General features: G+C 70.7%; 15 protein-coding genes and 1 tRNA gene. 8 read left to right on the plus strand and 8 right to left on the minus strand.

Going from position 1 to position 19,971, the window contains the following annotated elements:
* Positions 1 to 30 precede the first annotated feature (30 nt).
* Positions 31 to 486, plus strand: coding sequence for a DUF4383 domain-containing protein (locus AC0I8G_RS10655; protein ID WP_471729884.1), 456 nt, complete (start codon positions 31 to 33; stop codon positions 484 to 486).
* A 7-nt stretch (positions 487 to 493) separates the two neighbouring features.
* Here AC0I8G_RS10655 and AC0I8G_RS10660 read toward each other — a convergent pair whose 3' ends face one another.
* From AC0I8G_RS10660 to AC0I8G_RS10675, 4 genes are read right to left on the minus strand one after another with little or no spacing between them, the layout of a single operon-like run.
* Positions 494 to 1,369 carry an NAD(P)-dependent oxidoreductase gene (locus AC0I8G_RS10660; RefSeq protein WP_471729885.1) on the minus strand — a complete coding sequence of 292 codons (876 nt, stop codon included), beginning with the start codon at positions 1,367 to 1,369 and terminating at the stop codon, positions 494 to 496.
* A complete protein-coding gene (locus AC0I8G_RS10665) occupies positions 1,366 to 2,403 on the minus strand; it encodes an alcohol dehydrogenase catalytic domain-containing protein (protein WP_471729886.1) in 1,038 nt (345 codons plus the stop codon). Before AC0I8G_RS10665 ends, AC0I8G_RS10660 begins: the two co-directional genes overlap by 4 nt.
* Positions 2,404 to 2,440: 37 nt before the next feature.
* Entirely contained in the window at positions 2,441 to 3,229 is a 789-nt protein-coding gene (locus AC0I8G_RS10670) for an SDR family NAD(P)-dependent oxidoreductase (RefSeq protein WP_471729887.1), read from the minus strand.
* A 30-nt stretch (positions 3,230 to 3,259) separates the two neighbouring features.
* Positions 3,260 to 3,916 carry a TetR/AcrR family transcriptional regulator gene (locus tag AC0I8G_RS10675; RefSeq protein WP_471729888.1) on the minus strand — a complete coding sequence of 219 codons (657 nt, stop codon included), beginning with the start codon at positions 3,914 to 3,916 and terminating at the stop codon, positions 3,260 to 3,262.
* A gap of 119 nt (positions 3,917 to 4,035) precedes the next feature.
* On the opposite strand from AC0I8G_RS10675, the gene AC0I8G_RS10680 reads away from it, so the two are divergent.
* The 6 genes from AC0I8G_RS10680 to AC0I8G_RS10705 all read left to right on the plus strand — a co-directional run bounded on the left by AC0I8G_RS10680 (position 4,036) and on the right by AC0I8G_RS10705 (position 14,215).
* Positions 4,036 to 5,406, plus strand: coding sequence for a flavin monoamine oxidase family protein (locus AC0I8G_RS10680; RefSeq protein WP_471729889.1), 1,371 nt, complete (start codon positions 4,036 to 4,038; stop codon positions 5,404 to 5,406).
* Positions 5,403 to 6,269: a universal stress protein gene (locus AC0I8G_RS10685; protein ID WP_471729890.1), complete on the plus strand. Its 867-nt coding sequence runs from the start codon at positions 5,403 to 5,405 to the stop codon at positions 6,267 to 6,269. Before AC0I8G_RS10680 ends, AC0I8G_RS10685 begins: the two co-directional genes overlap by 4 nt.
* Positions 6,266 to 7,801, plus strand: a complete 1,536-nt coding sequence (locus AC0I8G_RS10690; protein WP_471729891.1) for an APC family permease — start codon at positions 6,266 to 6,268, stop codon at positions 7,799 to 7,801. The genes AC0I8G_RS10685 and AC0I8G_RS10690 overlap by 4 nt, the downstream gene beginning before the upstream one ends.
* 17 nt (positions 7,802 to 7,818) lie before the next feature.
* Complete coding sequence (locus AC0I8G_RS10695; protein WP_471729946.1) at positions 7,819 to 9,234, plus strand: gamma-aminobutyraldehyde dehydrogenase; 1,416 nt, start codon at positions 7,819 to 7,821, stop codon at positions 9,232 to 9,234.
* A 99-nt stretch (positions 9,235 to 9,333) separates the two neighbouring features.
* Positions 9,334 to 9,406: transfer RNA gene (locus AC0I8G_RS10700), tRNA-Lys, on the plus strand.
* A gap of 2,505 nt (positions 9,407 to 11,911) precedes the next feature.
* Positions 11,912 to 14,215, plus strand: a complete 2,304-nt coding sequence (locus tag AC0I8G_RS10705; protein ID WP_471729892.1) for a lanthionine synthetase LanC family protein — start codon at positions 11,912 to 11,914, stop codon at positions 14,213 to 14,215.
* A gap of 268 nt (positions 14,216 to 14,483) precedes the next feature.
* Here AC0I8G_RS10705 and AC0I8G_RS10710 read toward each other — a convergent pair whose 3' ends face one another.
* Together AC0I8G_RS10710 and hisD are read right to left on the minus strand one after the other, a co-directional pair.
* Positions 14,484 to 15,299: a nitrilase-related carbon-nitrogen hydrolase gene (locus tag AC0I8G_RS10710; RefSeq protein WP_471729893.1), complete on the minus strand. Its 816-nt coding sequence runs from the start codon at positions 15,297 to 15,299 to the stop codon at positions 14,484 to 14,486.
* Positions 15,300 to 15,318: 19 nt separating this feature from the next.
* The gene (hisD, locus tag AC0I8G_RS10715; RefSeq protein WP_471729894.1) at positions 15,319 to 16,635 is read right to left on the minus strand and encodes a histidinol dehydrogenase; all 1,317 of its coding nucleotides are present in this window, start codon (positions 16,633 to 16,635) and stop codon (positions 15,319 to 15,321) included.
* A 79-nt stretch (positions 16,636 to 16,714) separates the two neighbouring features.
* Here hisD and AC0I8G_RS10720 point away from each other — a divergent pair, with 79 nt between their 5' ends.
* Complete coding sequence (locus AC0I8G_RS10720; RefSeq protein ID WP_471729895.1) at positions 16,715 to 17,641, plus strand: LysR family transcriptional regulator; 927 nt, start codon at positions 16,715 to 16,717, stop codon at positions 17,639 to 17,641.
* A gap of 9 nt (positions 17,642 to 17,650) precedes the next feature.
* Here AC0I8G_RS10720 and AC0I8G_RS10725 read toward each other — a convergent pair whose 3' ends face one another.
* Together AC0I8G_RS10725 and AC0I8G_RS10730 are read right to left on the minus strand one after the other, a co-directional pair.
* Entirely contained in the window at positions 17,651 to 18,829 is a 1,179-nt protein-coding gene (locus AC0I8G_RS10725; RefSeq protein WP_471729896.1) for a cupin domain-containing protein, read from the minus strand.
* 51 nt (positions 18,830 to 18,880) lie between these two features.
* A complete protein-coding gene (locus tag AC0I8G_RS10730; RefSeq protein WP_471729897.1) occupies positions 18,881 to 19,861 on the minus strand; it encodes an ester cyclase in 981 nt (326 codons plus the stop codon).
* Positions 19,862 to 19,971: the final 110 nt, after the last annotated feature.

The raw sequence follows: 19,971 nt of genomic DNA on the forward strand, positions 1-19,971 counted from the left end.
GCCGCGTCCCCACCGGGGTAGGACGGGGGTATGAGCCTGAACATGTCGGGAGCCGTGACCCGCTCTCGTCCGCGCGTCACTGCAGCGCAGCACCTGTCGCTCATCGTGGGCGTGCTGCTGATCCTCCTCGGGGTCGTCGGGTTCTTCGTGTCCGGTTTCTCGGACTGGACCGGCGGCACGAAGGAGCAACAGGTGGTGGGGCTCGCGGTGAACCCCCTGAGCAACGTGCTGCACCTGGTGCTGGGTGTCCTGGGCGTGCTCGCCCGCACCGGGGCGCGCCGAGCCCGGTGGTACGGCGTGTTCCTGCTGCTGGCCGGTGGGGCGTGGTTCGCCCACGGCGCGGTGGACGCCGACGGGGGCGGACCGCCGTTCAACCTGAACTGGCCGATGAGCACGGTCCACGCCGTGCTGGCGGCGGGCGGTCTCGTCATGGCGTTCGTCCCGGTGCGCACCGCGCCGCGACCCTCGACCGCGGAACTCGACTGAGGAGCGTTCACCCGCCCGCGTCGGCCGGTGGCCGGTCGGCGGAGACGACGCGGTGGACGGCCGTGTGGTCGAGACCACCCAGACCACGTTCCACGGCCTCGACGAAGAGTTCCGCGGTGCGGCGGGCCTGACGCAGCGGGGCTCCGGTCTGGTCCGCCAGTTCCGCGGCGTAGCGCAGGTCCTTGACCTGGTTGTCGATGCTGCCGCCGAGGCGGTGGTCGCCGGTCAGCATCCGGTCGGCCTTGCTGTCCAGGAACACGCCCCCGGCGAGCCCGCCGCGCAGCACCCGCAACAACTGCTCCCCCTCGACCCCGGCGCGTCGGGCGAGGTCGAGGGCCTCGGCGACGGCGGCGACGGTGGCGGCCACGACGACCTGGTTCGCGAGTTTCGCGGCGGTTCCCGTCCCGACCGGGCCGAGGTGCTCCACCGTGGTCGCGAAGCTGCGCAGCAGGGGTCCCACGGTGGCGAACGACTCGGGGCTGCAGCCGACCATCAGGCTGAGGGTTCCCGCCCGGGCGCCCGCGTCCCCACCGCTCATGGGAGCGTCGACGAGCGCGATCCCGTGCCCCCGCAGCCGGTCCTGGAGAGCGGTGACCTTGTCGCGCGAGGTGGTGCTGAGCACCACGACGTGACGGGTACCGTGCTCGGCCCAGCTGCGCACCACGTCGTCGGGGGCGACGTCGTCGAACTGGTCGACGTCGGGCAGGGCGGAGAACACGACCTCGGCGCGGACCTCGGCCGGTTCCCCGACGGCGCGGTCGCCGAACGCGGCGGCGACGGAGGCCGTGCGGTTCCAGACCCGGAGGTCGACCCCGTGGTCCAGGAGGTGCCCGGCGATCGGGCGCCCCATCGGGCCGAGCCCTAGGACCGCGGCGGTGCTCACGCGTCCGGATCGGGGCTGACGGCCAGGACGGTCTTCGACGACTGCGCGGAGTCCGCGGCCCGGGCGAAAGCGGCTGCCGCGTCGCCGATCTCGTACACGTCGGTGACCACGGCCGCCAGCCCGGGTTCGGCGGCGAGGAGGGCCACGGCCGCGTCGAGCTCGACGTCGAAGCGCTGGGTCCCGAACAACGCCACCTCCTTGCCGACGAGTTCGGACACGGGGATCGGCTGCGGCCCGGCCGGCAGGATGCCCAGTTGCAGGATCGCGCCGCCCGGCCGGACGGCCCGGATCGCGGCGACGAGGGAGGGGACGACGCCGGCCGCCTCGACGACGACGTCGAACTCCGCCTCGGGGAGTCCCCCGGTCGAGAGGTCCACCGTCGCGTCGGCGCCGACGGCGGAGGCGACCCGCAACGGGAGTTCCTGCAGGTCCGCGGCCGTGATGTGCTCGGCACCGGCGTGGCGCAGGGCCGCGACCGCGAGGGCGCCGATGGGCCCGGCCCCGCTGACCAGCACCCGCGCGCCGCGGACCCGGTCCCCGAGGCGGGAGACGCCGTGCAGGGCGACGGCCAGCGGTTCGGCCAGCACGGCCCGGCGCAGCGGCAGACCGTCGGGGAGGACCCGCAACCGGTCGACGCCCACGCGGAGCAGTTCGACGAAACCGCCCTGCGTGTGGGGCTGCGTCGACGCGCTGCCCAGGTACGTCCCGCCGCGCTGCAGGTGCAGGCCGGTCGGTCCGGTCGCGCCGGCGGGGGCCGAGGGCGTCGCGGGGTGGATCGCGACACGGGTCCCGACCGGTGGCGCTGCGGGGGTGTCCGCCCCGACGTCCGAGACGACACCGACGACCTCGTGCCCCAGGACGAGGGGTTCGAGGACGCGGTAGTTCCCGTTCCGGGCGTCCTTGGCGTAGTGCAGGTCCGACCCGCAGATCCCGCCGTAGACGATGCGGACGAGGACCTCGCCGGGGGACGGTTCAGGGGTCGGGAACTCCTCGACCCGGAGGTCACCCGGGGCGTGCACGGTCACGGCTCTCACGTCGTCACTCCTCGATCGGTCGTGCTGTCGGTCGTGCTCAGGCGATGTGCGATCCGCCGTTGACGTCGTACGTGACGCCGGTCAGGTACCCCGCGTCCTCGCTGACCAGGAACGCGATGACCGCCGCCACGTCCTGCACCGTACCGATGCGTCCCACCGGCAGCTCCCGCAGCAGGAACTCCTTGCGCTCGTCGGTGAGCGGGCCGCCCATGATGTCGGTGTCGATGGAGCCGGGGGAGACCGAGTTCGCGGTCACCCCGTGCGGCCCGAGCTCGCGGGCCAGGGTTCGGGCCAGCCCCAGCAGGGCGGCCTTGGAGGCGGAGTAGGCGGCCCGGCCGTACACCCCACCGCCGCGCTGGGCCGAGGCGGAGGACACGTTGACGATCCGTCCGAGGCGGTGGGACGCCATCACCCGCGCCGCCTCCTGGGTGACGTGGAAGGTGCCGTGCAGGTTCACGTCGACGACGCGGCGCCACTCCTCGTCGGTGACCTCGAGGAACGGGACCGGTGAACTCACGCCCGCGTTGTTCACCAGCGCGACGAGTTGCGGGAGTTCGGCGACCACCGTCGCGACGGCGTCCCGCACGCCTGGCCGGTCGCTGATGTCCACCCCCAGGCCCAGGCAGGGGACGCCGTGGAGTTGCTGCAGCTCCGCGGCGACGGCGGAGCTGGCGGTCGGGTCGAGGTCCAGGACCGCCACCGACCACCCCCGGGAGGCCAGCCGGTCGGCGGTGGCTCGGCCGATCCCGCGCGGGGAGGCCGCGCCGGTGACGATCGCGGTGCGCTGGAGGGGGAAGGGGCTGGCCGGGTACGGCGGCAGGGCCATGGCGGTTCCTGTTCTCCTCGGTGAGTCCCCTCATCCTCCTCGACGTGCGGCGAGGAGGGCGCGCAGGCCCGCGAGGAGGGCGCCGAGGCCGAGGTCGAAGGCGGCGAGGGCGGTGTCACCGCCGGGACGGGCGCGGGTGGCGGCGGTGAACACCGGAGCCGAACCCTCGAGGTCGCCGGGGTCGAAGATGTCCGCCGGCGCCTGGGTGTCCAGCGCGGAGCCGAGGACGAAGGACTCGACGGCGACGACGACGTCGGTCAGCAGGTGCTCGGGCCAACCGCCTGCGAGCAACCCGGCCGTGACGCGTTCGTACATGGCGACGGTGTGCGGGGCGCTGCGGACCGGGGTGATCGCGATGACGGGCACGAGGGCGGGGTGACGGGCGTAGGCGTCGCGGTAGGACCGGGCCCACGCGGCGAGCGCCCCGTCCCAGGGCAGCGTCTCGAAGGCCGAGCAGTCGATGCGGGCGTTCACGTGGTCCTGCACCGCGCGCAGCACGTCCTGCTTGTCGGTGACGTGGTTGTAGAGCGCGGAGGGCGCCACGCCCAGCCTGCGGGCCAGCGCCGCCATCGTCAGCCCGTCCTGCCCGCGTTCCTCGAGCAGCGCGACGGCGGCGGTGGTGATGCCGTCGACGGTCAGCAGCGGGTTGCTGGGCCGACCGCGGGGACGGCGGGGTGGGGCGATCACCGGGTCATCCTGACGCACTCCAATCCTCCCGCAACCCTTGACAGCACCGTTCCGCAGGTCATTAATGAAGCCCAATCACTTTAGGTGGTGCAGGCCGACGACGACCTCAGGAGGACCCCGTGAAGTCCGCAACACCCCCCGAACAGACCGCCGACGTCGTGGTCGTGGGCGCCGGCCCCGCCGGCCTCAACACCGCGCGCCACCTCACCCGGGCCGGCCTCGACGTCGTCGTCCTGGAAGCGCGGGACCGCGTGGGCGGGCGCACCTGGACCGACGAGGTCGAGGGCGCCACCCTCGAGATCGGCGGCCAGTGGGTCTCCCCGGACCAGACCGAACTCCTCGGCCTCCTCGCCGAACTCGACATGGACACCTACTCGCGCTACCGCGACGGTGAGAACGTCTTCATCGGCGCCGACGGCGTCCGCTCCCGCTACCGCGGCGACACGTTCCCCGTCTCCGACGCCACGGCGAAGGAGATCCACCGTCTCACCGAGCTGATGGACGACCTCGCCGCCTCCGTCGGGGCGCACGCACCGTGGGCCCACCCCCGCGCCCGGGAACTCGACACCGTCTCCTTCGAGCACTGGCTGCACCAGCAGTCCGACGACGAGGAGGCCCGGACCGCCGTCGCGCTGTTCATCGCCGGGGCCATGCTGACGAAACCGGCCCACGCGTTCTCGACGCTGCAGGCCGTGCTGATGGCCGCCTCGGCCGGCTCGTTCACCAACCTCACCGACGAGTCCTTCATCCTCGACAAGCGCGTCGTCGGCGGGATGCAGTCGGTCTCCGAACGCCTCGCCGCCGACCTCGGCGACCGGGTGCACCTCTCGACGCCGGTCCGCACGATCCGCCACTCGGACTCCGGCGTCGTCGTCGAGTCCGACCGGGTCACGGTGCGCGCCCGCCGCGTCGTCGTCGCCGTCCCGCCGCCGCTGTTCTCCCGCATCAGCTACGACCCGCCGCTGCCGCGCCGCCAGCACCAGATGCACCAGCACCTCTCCATGGGCCTCGTCATCAAGGTCCACGCCGTCTACCCGACGCCGTTCTGGCGCGCGGACGGCCTGTCCGGCACCGCGTTCGGCACCTCCACGCTGGTCCAGGAGGTCTACGACAACACCCTGCACGGCGACGACCGCGGCACCCTCGTCGCGTTCGTCTCCGACGAGAAGGCCGACGAGCTGCACGCCCTGGCCGAGGGCGAGCGCCGCGCGCGCATCCTCGCCTCCATCGCGGAGTTCCTCGGCGACCGCGCCCTGGAACCCGACGTGTACTTCGAGTCCGACTGGGGCAGTGAGGAGTGGACCCGCGGGGCCTACGCCGCCAGCTTCGACCTCGGCGGTCTCTCCCGCTACGGCGCCGACCAGCGCCGCCCCGTCGGGCCGATCCACTGGGCCTGCTCCGACCTCGCCGCCGAGGGGTACCAGCACGTCGACGGCGCCCTGCGCAGCGGGCGGGACGCGGCGGCCGACGTCACCGCGGCGCTGTCGTGACCCCCGTCGACCGGGTCCTCCGGTACTCCCGCCCGTCCTACGTCGTCGCCTTCGACGGGGGTGACCGCGGCCAGGACGCGCTGAGCTGGGCCGCGGTGTTCGCCCGGTCCCTCGACGTCACCCTCGACGTGGTCTCCGTCACCAAGACCGACGACCCGTTCGGGGGTCCGTACCCGCCGGTCGGCGACGTCACCGGCCTCATCACCGAACAGGCCGAGAGCTGGCTGGCCGAGGCCGTCGCGCAACTGCCCGACGACGTCGAGGTGCGCACCCACGTCCGCACCGCCGGCTCCGTCCCGGAAGGGCTGCTCGACGCCGCCGCGGAGTTCGGCGCGTCCGCCGTCGTCGTCGGCGCCGGCGGGGGAGCGATCCCGTTCGGCGTCGGCCCCGTGGCGCGTGCCCTCTTGCACTCCGCACCGCTGCCCGTGATGCTCGTGCCCCGGCGGGAACCCCCGGCGGGCATCGATCAGCTCTACGTCGCGGTCGGCACCCGCCAGGGTGCACCGACCGTCCTGGAGGAAGCGTGGGAAGCGGCCGCCCGCACCGGGTTGCCGTTGCACGTCGTCAGCCTCGTCGAACTCGACGAGAACGCCGGTGCGGACCGTGAGGCCGTCGCCGCGGTGCAGCACCTGGTCGACGACGTCGCGAGCCGCTCCCGCGGGGTGGACGTCACCGTGGAGATGGGGCGAGGACGCACGATGGCCGAAGCAGTCGGCTCGATCGACTGGGCCGCAGGAGGTCTGCTGCTCCTGGGCTCCTCCCGCCTGGCCCAGGGCCGGCAGACGTTCCTCGGGCCCACCGCGGCGCGGATCCTGCGCCACGTCCCCGTCCCCGTCGTCGTCGTGCCCCGGGGTGACTCGTGACCGCCGCGCCGGAACGACAGGTCAGCGAGTCCAAGGGACTCGGTGACGGCCGGGTCGGGCTGCTCGGTGCCGTCGTCATCGGCATCTCCACCATCGCCCCCGCCTACACCCTGACCGGTGCCCTCGGTCCGACCGCCTCCGCGGTCGGCGAGCACCTGCCCGCCATCTTCCTGGTCGGCTTCATCCCCATGGTGCTCGTCGCCCTCGGCTACCGCGCCCTCAACAGCGCCATGCCGGACGCGGGGACGACGTTCACCTGGAGCTCTCGCGCCTTCGGCCCCTGGATCGGCTGGATGGGCGGCTGGGGCCTCCTCGCCGCGACCGTGCTCGTCCTCTCCAACCTCGCCGGCATCGCCGTCGACTTCTTCTACCTGATGCTCTCCCAGGTGACCGGCCGGGACTCGATCGCCGACCTCTCGACGAACGTCGTGGTCAACGTCGCCACCTGCCTGGTGTTCATGGCGCTCGCGTGCTGGATCTCCTACCGCGGGCTCGAGGCGACGAAGGTCGTCCAGTACGTCCTCGTCGCGTTCCAGGTGGTCGTGCTGCTCTGGTTCGCGATCGCCGCGTTCGTCCACGTCGCGAACGGCTCCGCGCCGGCCGGTCTCGCGATCGACCCGGAGTGGTTCAACCCCCTCGGCGTCGGGTCGTTCTCCGCCTTCGCCACCGGTATCTCGCTGTCGGTCTTCATCTACTGGGGCTGGGACGTCGTCCTCACCATGAACGAGGAGACCTCCGGCGCCCGCAGCACCCCCGGACGCGCCGCGCTCGCGACCATCGCCGCGATCGTCGTGCTCTACCTGACGATCGCCCTCGCCGTGCTGTCGTTCTCCGGGACGGGATCCGACGGTCTCGGCCTGGGGAACGCCGACATCCAGGAGAACATCTTCGCCGCCCTCGCCGGCCCCGTCATGGGCCCCGTGGCCGTGCTGATGTCGTTGTCGGTCCTCGCGTCCTCGGCCGCGTCGCTGCAGTCGACGTTCATCTCCCCGGCCCGCACGATGCTCGCCATGGGCCACTACGGCGCCCTGCCCCCGGCCTACGCCCGGGTCAGCCGCACCTTCCAGTCGCCCGGGTACGCGACGATCGTCTCCGCCGTCGTCGCGTCGGCGTTCTACGCCGCGATGCGCGTCGTGTCCGAGGACGTCCTGTGGGACACCATCTCCGCACTGGGGATGATGGTCTGCTTCTACTACGGCGTCACGGCGCTCGCCTGCGTCTGGTACTTCCGCGGCAGCTGGGCCGGTGACGTGAAGGCGTTCCTGTCCCGCTGCCTCGCGCCGCTGGTCGGTGGGGTGCTGCTGCTGGTGTTCTTCGTGCAGACCGCGGTCGACTCGATGGACCCCGACTACGGTTCGGGGTCGCAGGTGTTCGGCATCGGGCTGGTGTTCCTGCTCGGGGTGGGGGTGCTCGCTCTCGGTGTCGTCGTGATGTTCTTCCAGTACCGGGCCCGCCCGGGGTTCTTCCGGGGCGAGACGATCGTCCGTGGCCGCAGCAGTTCCGCCGACCTCGAAGGAGAAGTCCAGTCGTGAAGCAGTTCCAGAACGTCATCGCCGGTGAATCGCGGGACGCGCTCGACGGTGCGACCAGCGAGGTCGTGAACCCCTCCACCGGACAGGCCTACGCCACGGCCCCCGTCTCGGGGGCCGCCGACGTCGACGCGGCCTACCAGGCCGCGTCGAAGGCCTTCTCCACCTGGGGGCGCACGACCCCCTCGGAACGGCAGAAGTTCATGCTGGACCTCGCCGACGCGATCGAGGAACGTGCCGAGGAGTTCGTCGCCGCCGAGGTGGAGAACACCGGGAAGCCGATCGCGCTGACCCGCAGCGAGGAACTGCCGCCCGCGGTGGACCAGTTGCGGTTCTTCGCCGGTGCCGCGCGGGTCCTGGAGGGCCGGGCGGCGGGGGAGTACCTCGCGGGTCACACCTCGTGGGTGCGCCGGGAGCCGATCGGTGTCGTCGGTCAGGTGACGCCGTGGAACTACCCGCTGATGATGGCGATCTGGAAGATCGGCCCCGCCCTGGCCGCCGGGAACACCATCGTCCTGAAACCGTCCGACACGACACCCGCGTCGTCGGTCCTGCTGGCGCAGGTCGCGAACGAGGTGCTCCCGCCGGGGGTCCTCAACGTCGTCTGCGGTGACCGCGGGACGGGACGCGCGCTCGTCGAGCACCCGACCCCGCAGCTCGTCGCCATCACCGGTTCCATCCGCGCGGGCATGCAGGTCGCGGAGTCGGCGTCGAAGGACGTGAAGCGCGTCCACCTGGAACTCGGTGGCAAGGCCCCCGTCGTGGTGTTCGACGACGCCGACGTGGCTGCGGCCGCCGAGGCGATCGCGGGCGCCGGGTACTTCAACGCCGGCCAGGACTGCACCGCCGCGACCCGCGTCCTCGTCGCGCCGCGGTTGCACGACGACTTCGTCGCCGCCCTGTCGGAGCAGGCCAGGAACACCAGGGTCGGTCTGCCCGACGACGCCGACGCCGCCCTCGGTCCCGTGAACAACGCCAACCAGCTGGCGCACGTCTCCGGGTTCGTCGACCGGCTGCCCGACCACGCCGTCCTCGGTGCGGGAGGTGCGCGTTCCGTCGGCGACCTGGCCCGCGGTTTCTACTACGAACCCACCGTCGTGTCGGGGCTGACCCAGGACGACGAAGCCGTGCAGAACGAGATCTTCGGCCCCGTCATCACCGTGCAGCGCTTCACCGACGAGGACGAGGCGATCCGCTGGGCCAACGGCACGAAGTACGGCCTCGCCTCCAGCGTCTGGACGAAGGACTTCGGTCGCGCCATGCGCGTCTCCGCGGCCCTCGACTTCGGCTGCGTGTGGATCAACACCCACATCCCGCTCGTCGCCGAGATGCCGCACGGCGGGTTCAAGCAGTCCGGCTACGGCAAGGACCTCTCGATGTACGGCATGGAGGACTACACGCGCATCAAGCACGTGATGGCCAACCTCGACTCCTGACCCGTTCCCTGCGTGACCGGGCACGTCGCCGTCGTGACGTGCTCGGTCGCGGGGGAGAGGACGGGTCTGCGATGATGGTTGCGGACCCTCCGGGGTCCGGGGCCTCTAGCTCAATTGGCAGAGCAGCGGACTTTTAATCCGCGGGTTGTCGGTTCGATCCCGACGGGGCCCACCCTTTCTGACCTGCATTTTCACGCTCACCGAGCCTGAAGATCATCTGCGTGGCAGAGTGATCGGCCACGCGATCCTCGTGGGCTGGGGTCACGAGGAGGCGCCCCTTCGCCGAGACCGCCGGCACGACCTGGGCGAGGACGACGCAGATCGTCGGTCGGCGAGGTGGGCGGCGTTCTTGATCCGGCACCAGGCGGCGCGGGCAGGAAGCCAGGCCTGCGCGACGAGCATCCTCCCCTCCCGGCCGAGGTGCGGCTCGCCCGGGAGCGGTTCGATGCTCCTCCTGGTCCGGTAGGCGTCGTCGACGACCTCGGTGGTCCGTTCCAGTCCAGCCCGCAGGGGAAGGCGCCAACGGACCACCGGATCCCCGAAGCCCTCTCTGCGGCGATCGTGCCCGTCTCGTCGAGGAACTCCCGCGCTGCCGCGGCCGCTCCCGCGGGGCTCGTCCGCCACGTGCGGGGAAGAGGCAGGTTGATGCGCGTAGCGACGCAGGTTGCCCAACCTCACGGGGCAGTTCTGCTCCCGATGGCTTTCGGTGCTCCGATCGCAGTCACCCCCTCCGGCCTCGCGCAGCATCCCACTGCCCGACGTCTTGCGCGAAGGGCTCCGCCCCACTAGCGTCCCCTCTGAGTTCGAAGACCTTCGGGGTGCGTAGACACACTCCTGGCTCTAGGTGTCTCAGGTGCGACCTCAGGGCCCGGTACACCGTGCAAGGGGCTGAAGGAGTCGCCTGACTCGTCGGCTCAGCATCTCGATCGTACCTGCGCAGTGTGCCCCGGTGACGTTTCCGTCGGCGTTCACCCGTCTCCACTCGCACCAGGCGACGCTCCAGAGGCTGGGCAGAACAGGCCGTGGAAGACGGAGGAAGCGCTCGACCCAAGCTCCATGCGCGAAGAGGCAGTGATGCCGCTTCGGTCAGGTGTTGAGTTCAAACGCCCTGTGGTTCACCGTAGTCGTGGTGCCATCAGCATCGAACGTCCCCGCCGGCTCTATTCCTCGTGTTTCGGGGAATCGCGCGAGTACGTCGAAGGGATGCAGGCGCGCCCGCCGGCCCGGTCCGGTACTGACTGACCGTCGAGGGGGCACGATGTTCACCTTCAACCAGTTGACGTTCACGGTGATGCCCGGCATGGGATCGGCAGTCCCCGGCGGTCTTCCCGCTGACGGCGAAGACGCGAACTGCACGGTCACGTGCTTGGGTTCGACGTTCTGCGAGGACACGGGCTGTGGGGACACGGGCTGTGGGGACACGGGCTGTGGGGACACGGGCTGTGGGGACACGGGCTGTGGGGACACCGGCTGTGGGGACACCGGCTGTGGGGACACCGGCTGTGGGGACACCGGCTGTGGGGACACCGGCTGCAGCCCCCACAGTGATTGCGGAGCCGTCTCGTGCTTGGGCGACACCACGTGTGGAATGGTCAGTGACTGCAACACTTACGCAACAGATTGCGGCGAGACGTGTCCAGGTAACACGGACTGCGGCACCGGAGGCTGGAGCGCCTGTGGGCCGAACAGCGAATGCGGTCCGGACAGTTACTGCGACACCGCGGCCACGACGTGCCGAGCCGCCAGCAACCACTGCAACGCCCTGACTTGCATCTGTCGCAAAGGTTCGCAGATCGGGGGTGACAGTCTGATCGACGAGACCTCCCCGAGGGACCTGCTCGATCTCGAGATGCTGTTGCAGCGACTCCACGCGCGAACCGCGATGCAATGATACGACCAGCCAGTCGTACCGCCGAACTCTCGTTCGAAGCGATCCGCCACACTGCCCGCTTTCGTGCACTGACGTCGGATCAAGCGATCGGTATGCTCTACCGCTTCAACACCATCCCGCGGTCACCGCGACTCGCGCGTGACCTCGGTCGGCCAGAAGCGCTCACGGAATGGTTGCTCGGTTCGCCGGGTCGACTTGAACGGGATCTCCGGGACCGTTGGTCACTCGCGGTTCAGCACGCCCCCTCTTCCCACCACTGGCGACTCTACCGCCCAGTGTCACCACCAGAAGACGGTCGGCCGTCTCCCCATGCCTTGTACAAGTTGTACCTCAGCCCGACGTTAGAAGACGTCCCGCAAGTTCTCAGTGACTCCGTCGAGACGCTGACGAGGTGGAGGCCGACCGCCTTCAAGGTGGGTCGAACCTTGGCGGACCTCTTGAGACCCGACAAGATCGTGTGGTATTTCCGGGATCTTCCGGACATGCTCTCAGGGGGATGCGAACTGGAGGAGTCATTTGGGTCGATCGTGCCTCAAGGCGTTCCGTTCTCGGCGCAGATCGGTTCTTCAGGAGTCGTTTCATGGGGACTCGATCACACTGCAGGATCGAGTTCATACATCAGCTGGCGCGCATGGTTGACGGGTCTTCTCGGCCGTACCCTGTCCGGAAGCTCGGAACTCCCACTGGAGGGTCGCATCAAGGCCGCACAGGCGAGCGCCGCAAGCTCCGGGGTGGATCCGGACAGCTGGAAACCGACAGGCTCGCTCTGCCGGGGATGGTCCCACGATGGCATCTGACGCACTGTTCCAGCTCTCTCCCGACGCGTTCCTCTTCGAGGCGTCCGCCCGAAACGTTCCTTCGTGGGCGCGGAGGATAACGCTCGACGGGACAGTGACTCTCACGAAACGCAGCGCACGGATGTCGAGCTTCTCACTCGACCTCGCACTGGCGTCCCTCGTCCGGAGGTTCGCCGAGCCCCGCAGCATCGTTGACGCGGTCCTGTCGTTCTCCGAACACGAGGCGCTCTCCGCGGAGGACGTCCTGCGTGAGGCGCTCCCGATCCTCAGGCGATTGATTTCCTTGAGGATCCTGGTACCGACCGACGGGCAGGACGAGCCACCATTCAGCCCCTCCCTCGTCACGGGAGAGGTGTTCGACGAGATGCAGGTCGTCAAGACGTTGCACGTGCTGGACGACACGGAGGTCTACGAGGTCGCGGACCCCGGCGGGGAAAGACTCGTCCTCAAGATCTGTCCGCGAGCCGACTCCTGGACAGCAGCTGCGCTCACCCGGGAAGTGGGTGCTCTGATGTGGTTGGAGGGATCCGGCCTCGCGCCGAGGTGCGTGAAGCACGATGTTGCTGTGCCCCGTCCTCACGTCGTTATGACCTTCGTGGGGAGTCGACACGTCGGTGAAGTTGCTGCCGGATACCGACGGACCGGACAGAAGGGCCGACTGCAAGATTTGCTCGTCAGTGTGGCTCGGGCTTACGCCCGCCTGCATCAGGTGGGAGTCCTCCACGGGGACGTACAACCGCGGAACATCCTGGTCGACGACGCCGGCGGCGTCTCCATCATCGATTACGGACTCTCGTGGCGCGGGGATGACGCGGGGAACGTGAGCTCGCCGCGCGGTGGCGTCTCGCAGTTCTACGACCCCGAGTACGCCGCCTCTCTCCGTGCCGGCGAATCGTCACCACCCCTGACCCCTGAGGCCGAACAGTTCTCCTTGGCTGCTCTGTGCTACTTCTTGTGGGTGGGGCGGCCTCATCTCCGCGAAGAAGTCGAGTACGAAACCTTCCTCCAGAGATCGCCCGAGGCGGTGATCCTGCCTTTCGTCTACCACGGATCGGGGGCAGAACCTGAGCTGGAGCGAGTCCTCCAACGAGCCTTGAGCCGCTCTCCCGAGGATCGTTTCCCGAGCATCGAAGACTTCGCCGGCGCGCTCTTGAAGTGCCAGGTGGGCGCTGCATCTCGGTCATTGGACACCGGCCGGCTCTTCGAGACTCTGCGACAACAGGTTCGGCACGCGGAAAGCGTCTTCGAACTGACCGCTTCGGCGCCGAAGGGGTCCTTCAACTACGGTGCGCTGGGGCTGGCCTACGCCCTGTACAAGCAGGGAATGCTCATGGGTGACCCAGAGAGCCAACAGCTGGCTTCTGAGGTCCTCGACGACGTGGCTGGTCACACGACGGACCCGGACATGTGGTTCGACGGGGAGGAGATCTCCGAGGAACGATTAGGTTGGGGATCGCTGTACCACGGCCCGGTCGGGTTGGAGCTGATGCAGGTGCTGGTCGACGGCCGAAGCATCCGGTCCCATCAGAGCCGTGTCCTGGATCCCTCCTCCATCGGCCGGGGATTCCCGATCGGCGATCTCGTCGCAGGAGTCGGCGGCCGGTTGATCGCGGCGACGTTGGCCTTCGAGGTCCTACCTGACAACGCCGCACGGGCCGTGCTGACGGTTGGAGGCCAGCGGCTCGCGGACGGTGCGAGCGCCTCGATGGTTCCCGGGAGCAATCGCTACCTGGGGGTCGCCCACGGTTTGGCCGGGGTGATCTACGGAAGCCTCTTGTGGAGCAAGTCTCAACGACTCCCTGTCGCGGACGAAGCAGTGGAGGCCTTGAAGGAGCTGGCTCGCCATGGACACCCGACGCGCGAGGGCGGCATCGCTTGGCCACGGCGCACCGGGCACGAAGAATCGTGGTCCGGGTGGTGCCACGGCAGCGCAGGGTACGCCCTGTTGTTCTCTCTGGCGGCCGAGCTGGACGTAGCAGGCGGAGACTGGCTCGGCCTCGCGAGGGGTTCCGCGTTGCACGCCTTCCAGAAAGCGCACGGAACGGTTGGCCATCTTTGTTGCGGCTCCGGAGGGCAAGCCTATGCACAGCTGACCCTCTTCCGCGTCACGGGAGAGGGTATCTGGTTCGATCGTGCTCGTGAACTCCACGATGTTGCGATCTCCACCGTCGGCGGATCGAGCATGAGGCGTTTCAGCCTCTACAAGGGCGACGTCGGGGTGGCCCTCCTGGGCATCGAGCTGCTGAAGCCGGAGTACTCGTCCTTTCCGCTCTTCGAACTGCATGGCTGGTAAGTACCTACCTGTGGGAACTCCATCGGGCGAACCGAACGACGCTCACCCGAGCACTCGGCGACGTCGGCCCTGACGGACTGGTCCTGACCGCCCTCGCGCCCGGCGAGGACGTTGCGGGCGTACGGGCGCTGACCGGGGCCGAGTTCACCGTCGGCCCTGCGCTGGACCCGCCGGGAACCCGTGAGGGCCGCGGATCGGCAGCAGCGTCGGTTCCGACATCGGCCACGGCGCAGCTTCCCGTCGAGTCGGGGACGTGACCCGAGGAGGATCACGCCGGGTAGACGTCGGGTCGTCGGTCGTCGAACAGGTGGGCCCGAGGGGTCAGCTGCTTGTCGCGCGTCGGCGCCAGGTCGACGTCGACGAGCAGCAGGCCCTCGCGGTCGCGCGACGCCACCGGCCACCCGTCGGCCCCCACGACCGTCGTTCCCGCCGTCCACTCCTGGCCCCGCTCGGTCCCGGTGCGGTCGCAGCACGCGACGACGACCCGGTTGACCCGGGCCGTGGCCATGGCGATAACGACCTCGGGCGGACGTTCACCGGCCGGGCGCGGGACGAGGGGCCAGTTCGTGGGGACGGCCAGCAGTTCCGCGCCGGCCAGCGCGAGGGCGCGGGTGAACTCGGGGAACTCCAGGTCGTAGCAGACCAGCGGGGCGATCGCGCCGACCCGCGTCGCCAGCACGGGCGGCAGGGCGTTGCCGGGCCGGAAGAACCGCTTCTCCTCGTCCCACAGGTGGACCTTGCGGTACACGGCCAGGACACCGGACGCGTCGACGACGGCGGCGCTGTTGTACAGGCCGTCCTCCCCGCGTTCGCAGAAACCCCCGACGACGACCGCGTCCCCGCGGGCGGCCTCCTCGGCCCAGCCGGCGAACACCTCGTCGTCGCGGGTGATCGCCACCCCTGCCGCCTCCTCGGGCGAGGCGAACACGTAACCGGACGTGACGAGCTCGGGCAGGACGACGAGGTCGGCCCCGGCCTCCACGGCCGCGCGGACGGCGGCCCGCGCGTCCCGGGTGTTGGCGGCCAGGTCGGCGATGCGGGGGGCGGAGCTGTGGCAGGCGATCCGGACCACGGAGGTGGTCATGCGCGCTCCACGCACCGTGTCACCGCCAGCGGGCGGTGCGCAGGGTGGCGGTGGCGCTGTGCGCGGCCATCCCCTCGGAGTCGGAGATCACCTGGACCGCCGTCGCCAGGTCGGGCGTGGCCTCGCGCGAGATCCGCTGGTACGTCAGCGGTTTCAGGTAGCGCGCGACGGACAGCCCGGCGCTGTGCCGGGCGCCGCCAGCCGTCGGCAACGTGTGGTTGGTCCCGGCCATGCCCTTGTCGGAGTAGGCGACCGTCGACCACTCCCCGAGGAAGAGCGAGCCGTAGTTCGTCAGACGGTCGTGGTACCAGTCGTCCTCGGACGTCAGCACCTCGAGGTGTTCCGGGGCCAGGTCGTCCATGAGCGTCGCGGCCGTCTCGCGGTCCGCGGCCCAGGTCACGCTGCCGTGGTCGCGCCAGGCGGCACCGGCGATGTCGCGCGTCGCGAGCCCCCCGAGCTGCCGGTCGACCTCGGTGACGACGGCCTGCGCGAGTTCCCGCGACGTCGTCACCAGTGCCGCGGGGGAGTTCGGACCGTGCTCGGCCTGCCCGAGCAGGTCGGCCGCGACGAGGACCGGGTCGGCGCTGTCGTCGGCCAGCACCGCGACCTCCGAGGGGCCGGCGAGGAGGTCGATCGCGACGGTGCCGAACAGTTGCCGCTTGGCCTCCGCGACGAACGCGTTGCCGGCTCCCACGAGCATGTCGACGGGGCCGTCGCCGACGAGGCCGAAGGCCATCGCGGCCAGGGCCTGCACCCCGCCGAGGACGAACACCCGATCGACCCCGGAGACCGCGGCGGCGTACAGCACGGCGTCGTTGGCGCCGCCGTGGGGTTGCGGCGGGGTGCACGCCACGACGGAGGGAACCCCGGCGACCTTGGCGACGCCCACCGTCATGAACGCGCTCGCCGTCAGTGGGAACCGCCCGGCCGGCAGGTACGCCCCCACCCGGCCCACGGGCACGTAGCGCTGGCCCACGAGCAGGCCCGGGGTCAGCTCCACGGAGAAGTCGCTCAGGTGCGCGCGCTGGGCCGCGGCGAAGGCCCGGGTGCGTTCACCGCCGAGTTCGATCGCCTCGCGCAGTTCGGGGGTCAGGCGCTCGCCGCTGCGGACGATGGTGTCGGCGTCGAGTTCCACGGCGCGGCCGTCGTAGCCGTCGAGTTCCGCGGCGTAGCGCAGGACGGCGTCGAGCCCGCCCTCCTCGATGTCGGCGAGCATCCCGGACACGCGCGCGGCGACCGCGGGGTCGCGCTGGGCGGGCGGGGTCTGGACGGCGGGAACCTTCACCGGCGAGAACCGGCCGGCGAGGGCGGAGAGGACGGCGGGGGTGAACTGCATGCGGGAAGGCTAGGAACTGCGCGACCCTCAGGACAAGACCCGGAGATCCTCCGGTACCCGCAGGACTACCCTGTCGATCGTGACGCTGAACCAGCTCCGGGCCTTCCTCGCGGCCGCCCGGGCGGGGTCGTTCACCGCGGCAGCCGTGGACCTGGAGATCGCCTCGGCCTCGGCCTCCGAACTCGTCCGGCGGCTCGAGGAGGAGCACGGGATCGCGTTGTTCACGCGTGGGCCGAGGCGGCTCGTCCTCACGGGCGCGGGTGAGCAGCTCCTGCCCTTCGCGGAGCAGTCCGTCTCCGCGGCCGACGCCGGGAGCGACGCGGTGCGGGCGTTGCGCAGCCTGGGCGGTGGGGTCGCCACCTTCGGGGTCCTGCGCAACGCCGACTACTACCTGCTCTCCGACCTGGTCGCGGAGTTCCACCGGCGCCACCCCGCGGTCCGGGTGCGGCTGGTGGGGCTGAACTCGGTGGCGGTGGCGGCCGCCGTGGCGGCGGGGGAGATCGAGGCGGGTCTGGTCGTCCTGCCCGTCGACGACGCCGGGCTGACGGTCACCCCCGTCCTGCGGGACGAGGTCCGCTACGTCAGCGCGGACCCGGCCAGACTGCGGCGGCCGGTGACGATGGCCGACCTGGCGGTCGCGCCGCTGGTCCTCTACGACGCCCACCACGGCTGGCGGGACCCGACGCGTCGCCAGCTCGCCGACCGCGCGCGGCTGGAGGGCGTCCGGCTGGAACCCCTCATCGAGGTCGAGCACGTCGAGGCGGCGCTCGGCCTCGTGGCGCGGGGTATCGGCGACACCTTCGTCAGCCGGGCCGTGGTGGACAGCGCGGCGTTCCCCCCGGGGCTCGGGACGGTGGGTTTCGAAACCCCGCTGCACGACGTCGTGGCCCTGGTGCAGCGTGAGGGGATCGCGCTGTCGCCGGCCACGCGCGAACTCGCCCGGCTGGCCCGTCAACGCCTGCTCGCGCACGGCGCCGACGGGTCCGGTGGGGCCTGGCCCGGCTGAGCGGGGCGGTCAGTCGTCCTCGGTGGCGGTGACCATGACGCCGACCGGCGCGAGGTAGCCGTTGGGGTCGATCATCCGGTCGGTGCGGCGGGCGGCGTACACGACCTCGGGAGCCCACTCCAGGTAGACGCGGTCGTCACCGGAGTTGATGACCAGCAGTTCACCCGGCCCGTCCGGGCCTTCCTGCACGCAGCGGAACGCGCGCCAGGCCCCCGGCGGGACCGAGAACGAGTCGCCCACGCCGAGCTCCACCGCCGTGGCCGGATCGCCGTTGAGGGTCACCGACCAGCGACCGGACTTCACCAGCAGGGCCTGGTTGCGGTCGTGGCGGTGCAGCAGCAGGCCCTCCTCCGCCGCGGCCCGGACCCAGGCGAGGTTGAACGAGTGCGGTTCGGTGATCGACGGGGTCTGGCGACGGTCCTGCGTCATGCCGTACCCGATGACCAGGGCCAGTTCGGCCGCCCCACCCGGCAACGTCGCGCACAGCAACGCGTTGCGGCTGTAGACGCGGTCGCCGGGCTGCACGACGCGACGGCGCATCTCCTCGACGGAGTAGGACGTCAGCTCGTCGATGTAGCGCGTCTTCATCGGGGTGACGAGGGCGACGCCCTCGGGCACCGCGTCGCCCGCGACGGTGTCGATCAGCCGGTTGTCGGCCGTCAGGTGCAGGCCGTGGGACTCGGCCTCCTTCAGCACCGAGGGGCCCCAGATGATCCCGCCGGTCACGTCGCGGCCCAGCACGGTGTAGAGGATGCCGTCGTCCGGTCCCTCGTTGGTGAACCCGCGGAAGATCCAGGTCGGGACCGAGACGACGTCGCCGTCGGTGCTGACGTACTCGCCCTGCTGCCCGTCGACGCCCCAGCGCAGGCGGAACTCGCCGCCGAGGTTGACGAACACCTCCGCGGTGAAGTGCAGGTGCAGGTTGTTGGAGATGCCGTTCGGCATCCCCGCGGCCCCGGTGTTGAAACCGTGCGGCTCGGTGAGGTTGATGAACTGGGAGGCGTTCTGCGAGACGCCGCCGCCGATGAAGGCGTAGTTCTCCTTGCGGTCGGAGCCGGGCGTGCGGCAGTCGATGAAGGCCGCGTTGCAGGGGACCCAGTCGCTCTTGCGGACGGTGCGGCGCTGGATCTCCGCGGCCCCGACGGTGACGTCGGTCAGTTCCGGGCGCACGTGCTCGGTGGTGGTCATGTGCTCTCCTCCAGAGGGGGGTCGAGGTCCTCGGTGGTTCTCGGGGGATCCTCAGTAGATGTTGACGGGTACGGTGTCGCCGTCGCCGCGGGCGGCCGCGATCTGGGTGCGCAGGGCGATGTCGTCGTACAGGCGCACCTCCTTGACGAGAGCGCCGCGGTGGAACGTGAACTGCGAGATCCCCAGCACGTCGACGGGTTTCCCCGTGCGCGGACCGTAGGTGGGAGCGCCGGTGTAGTCGCCGACGAACTTCCACGTCACCGCGACCCGCAGCCCGGCGTAGCGGACGTCGTAGTTGGTCTGGACGTCGCGGACCTCGAACTGCCCCGCCGGGAAGCACTCCAGGAACCGCAGCAGGGCCCGGCGGTAGCCCTCGGGACGGATGACGACCTGGTTGCCGACGGTCAGCAGGACGAGGTCGCGTGCGAAGAACGTCTCCACCTTCTGCAGGTCGCGGTCGTTCCAGACCGTCTGGATCATCTCCAGAACGCGTTCGACCTCGGAGCGGTGCTCGTCCGGACGGGGGCCGGAGTCGCCCGCGGCGACGACGTCGACCGGCGCGGGCTGGGTCCACGAACCCGTGTACCCGCGGAAGGTCTGGGCCCGGGCGAGCTCGTCGAGGTCCAGCCCCAGGTCCAGCGCGCCGGCGAGGGAGTCGCGCACGACCCACTCCTCGACCATGCGGCCGCGTCGGTAGAGGCAGTTGGCGATGGTGCGGCTGTGCGCGGAGGTGTGCAGGTGCCCCGACAGCACGAGGTGGGAGCTGAGGAACGCGTCCTGGCCCCGCGCCTCCCACACCACGTCCTCGGCCTGGCCGGTCCGGTCCGGGTCCGCCGAGATGCGCTGCAGCGTCCCCTCGATCACCTCCTGCCGTGTGGTGGAGGTCCCGTAGGCGCCGTGGACGATCGAGTCCGGCTCGTAGTTCTCGCGGATGAAGCTGATGGAGCGGTCGACCCAGATGAGGTCGGTCACCTCGCGGATGAAGTCGTCGGGGTCCGCGTACGGCGCGTACGCGACCGGATCGAGAGCCACTGGGGAGCATCCCTTCGTCGGCGGTCACGGCGAGCTGCTGCGCCCACCACGACGTGGAGCGTATGCGTATGCACAAACCGGTGCAAGGGGTTGCGCCCGGTGGCTCGGGG

This window comes from Kineococcus sp. AC630, from assembly GCF_979255925.1.

Coding starts and splice junctions, on each gene's coding strand:
- AC0I8G_RS10655 (WP_471729884.1), top strand. CDS start 31: ATGAGCCTGAACATGTCGGGAGCCGTGACCCGCTCTCGTCCGCGCGTC.
- AC0I8G_RS10670 (WP_471729887.1), bottom strand. CDS start 3,229: ATGGCCCTGCCGCCGTACCCGGCCAGCCCCTTCCCCCTCCAGCGCACC.
- AC0I8G_RS10705 (WP_471729892.1), top strand. CDS start 11,912: ATGGCATCTGACGCACTGTTCCAGCTCTCTCCCGACGCGTTCCTCTTC.
- AC0I8G_RS10710 (WP_471729893.1), bottom strand. CDS start 15,299: ATGACCACCTCCGTGGTCCGGATCGCCTGCCACAGCTCCGCCCCCCGC.
- hisD (WP_471729894.1), bottom strand. CDS start 16,635: ATGCAGTTCACCCCCGCCGTCCTCTCCGCCCTCGCCGGCCGGTTCTCG.
- AC0I8G_RS10725 (WP_471729896.1), bottom strand. CDS start 18,829: ATGACCACCACCGAGCACGTGCGCCCGGAACTGACCGACGTCACCGTC.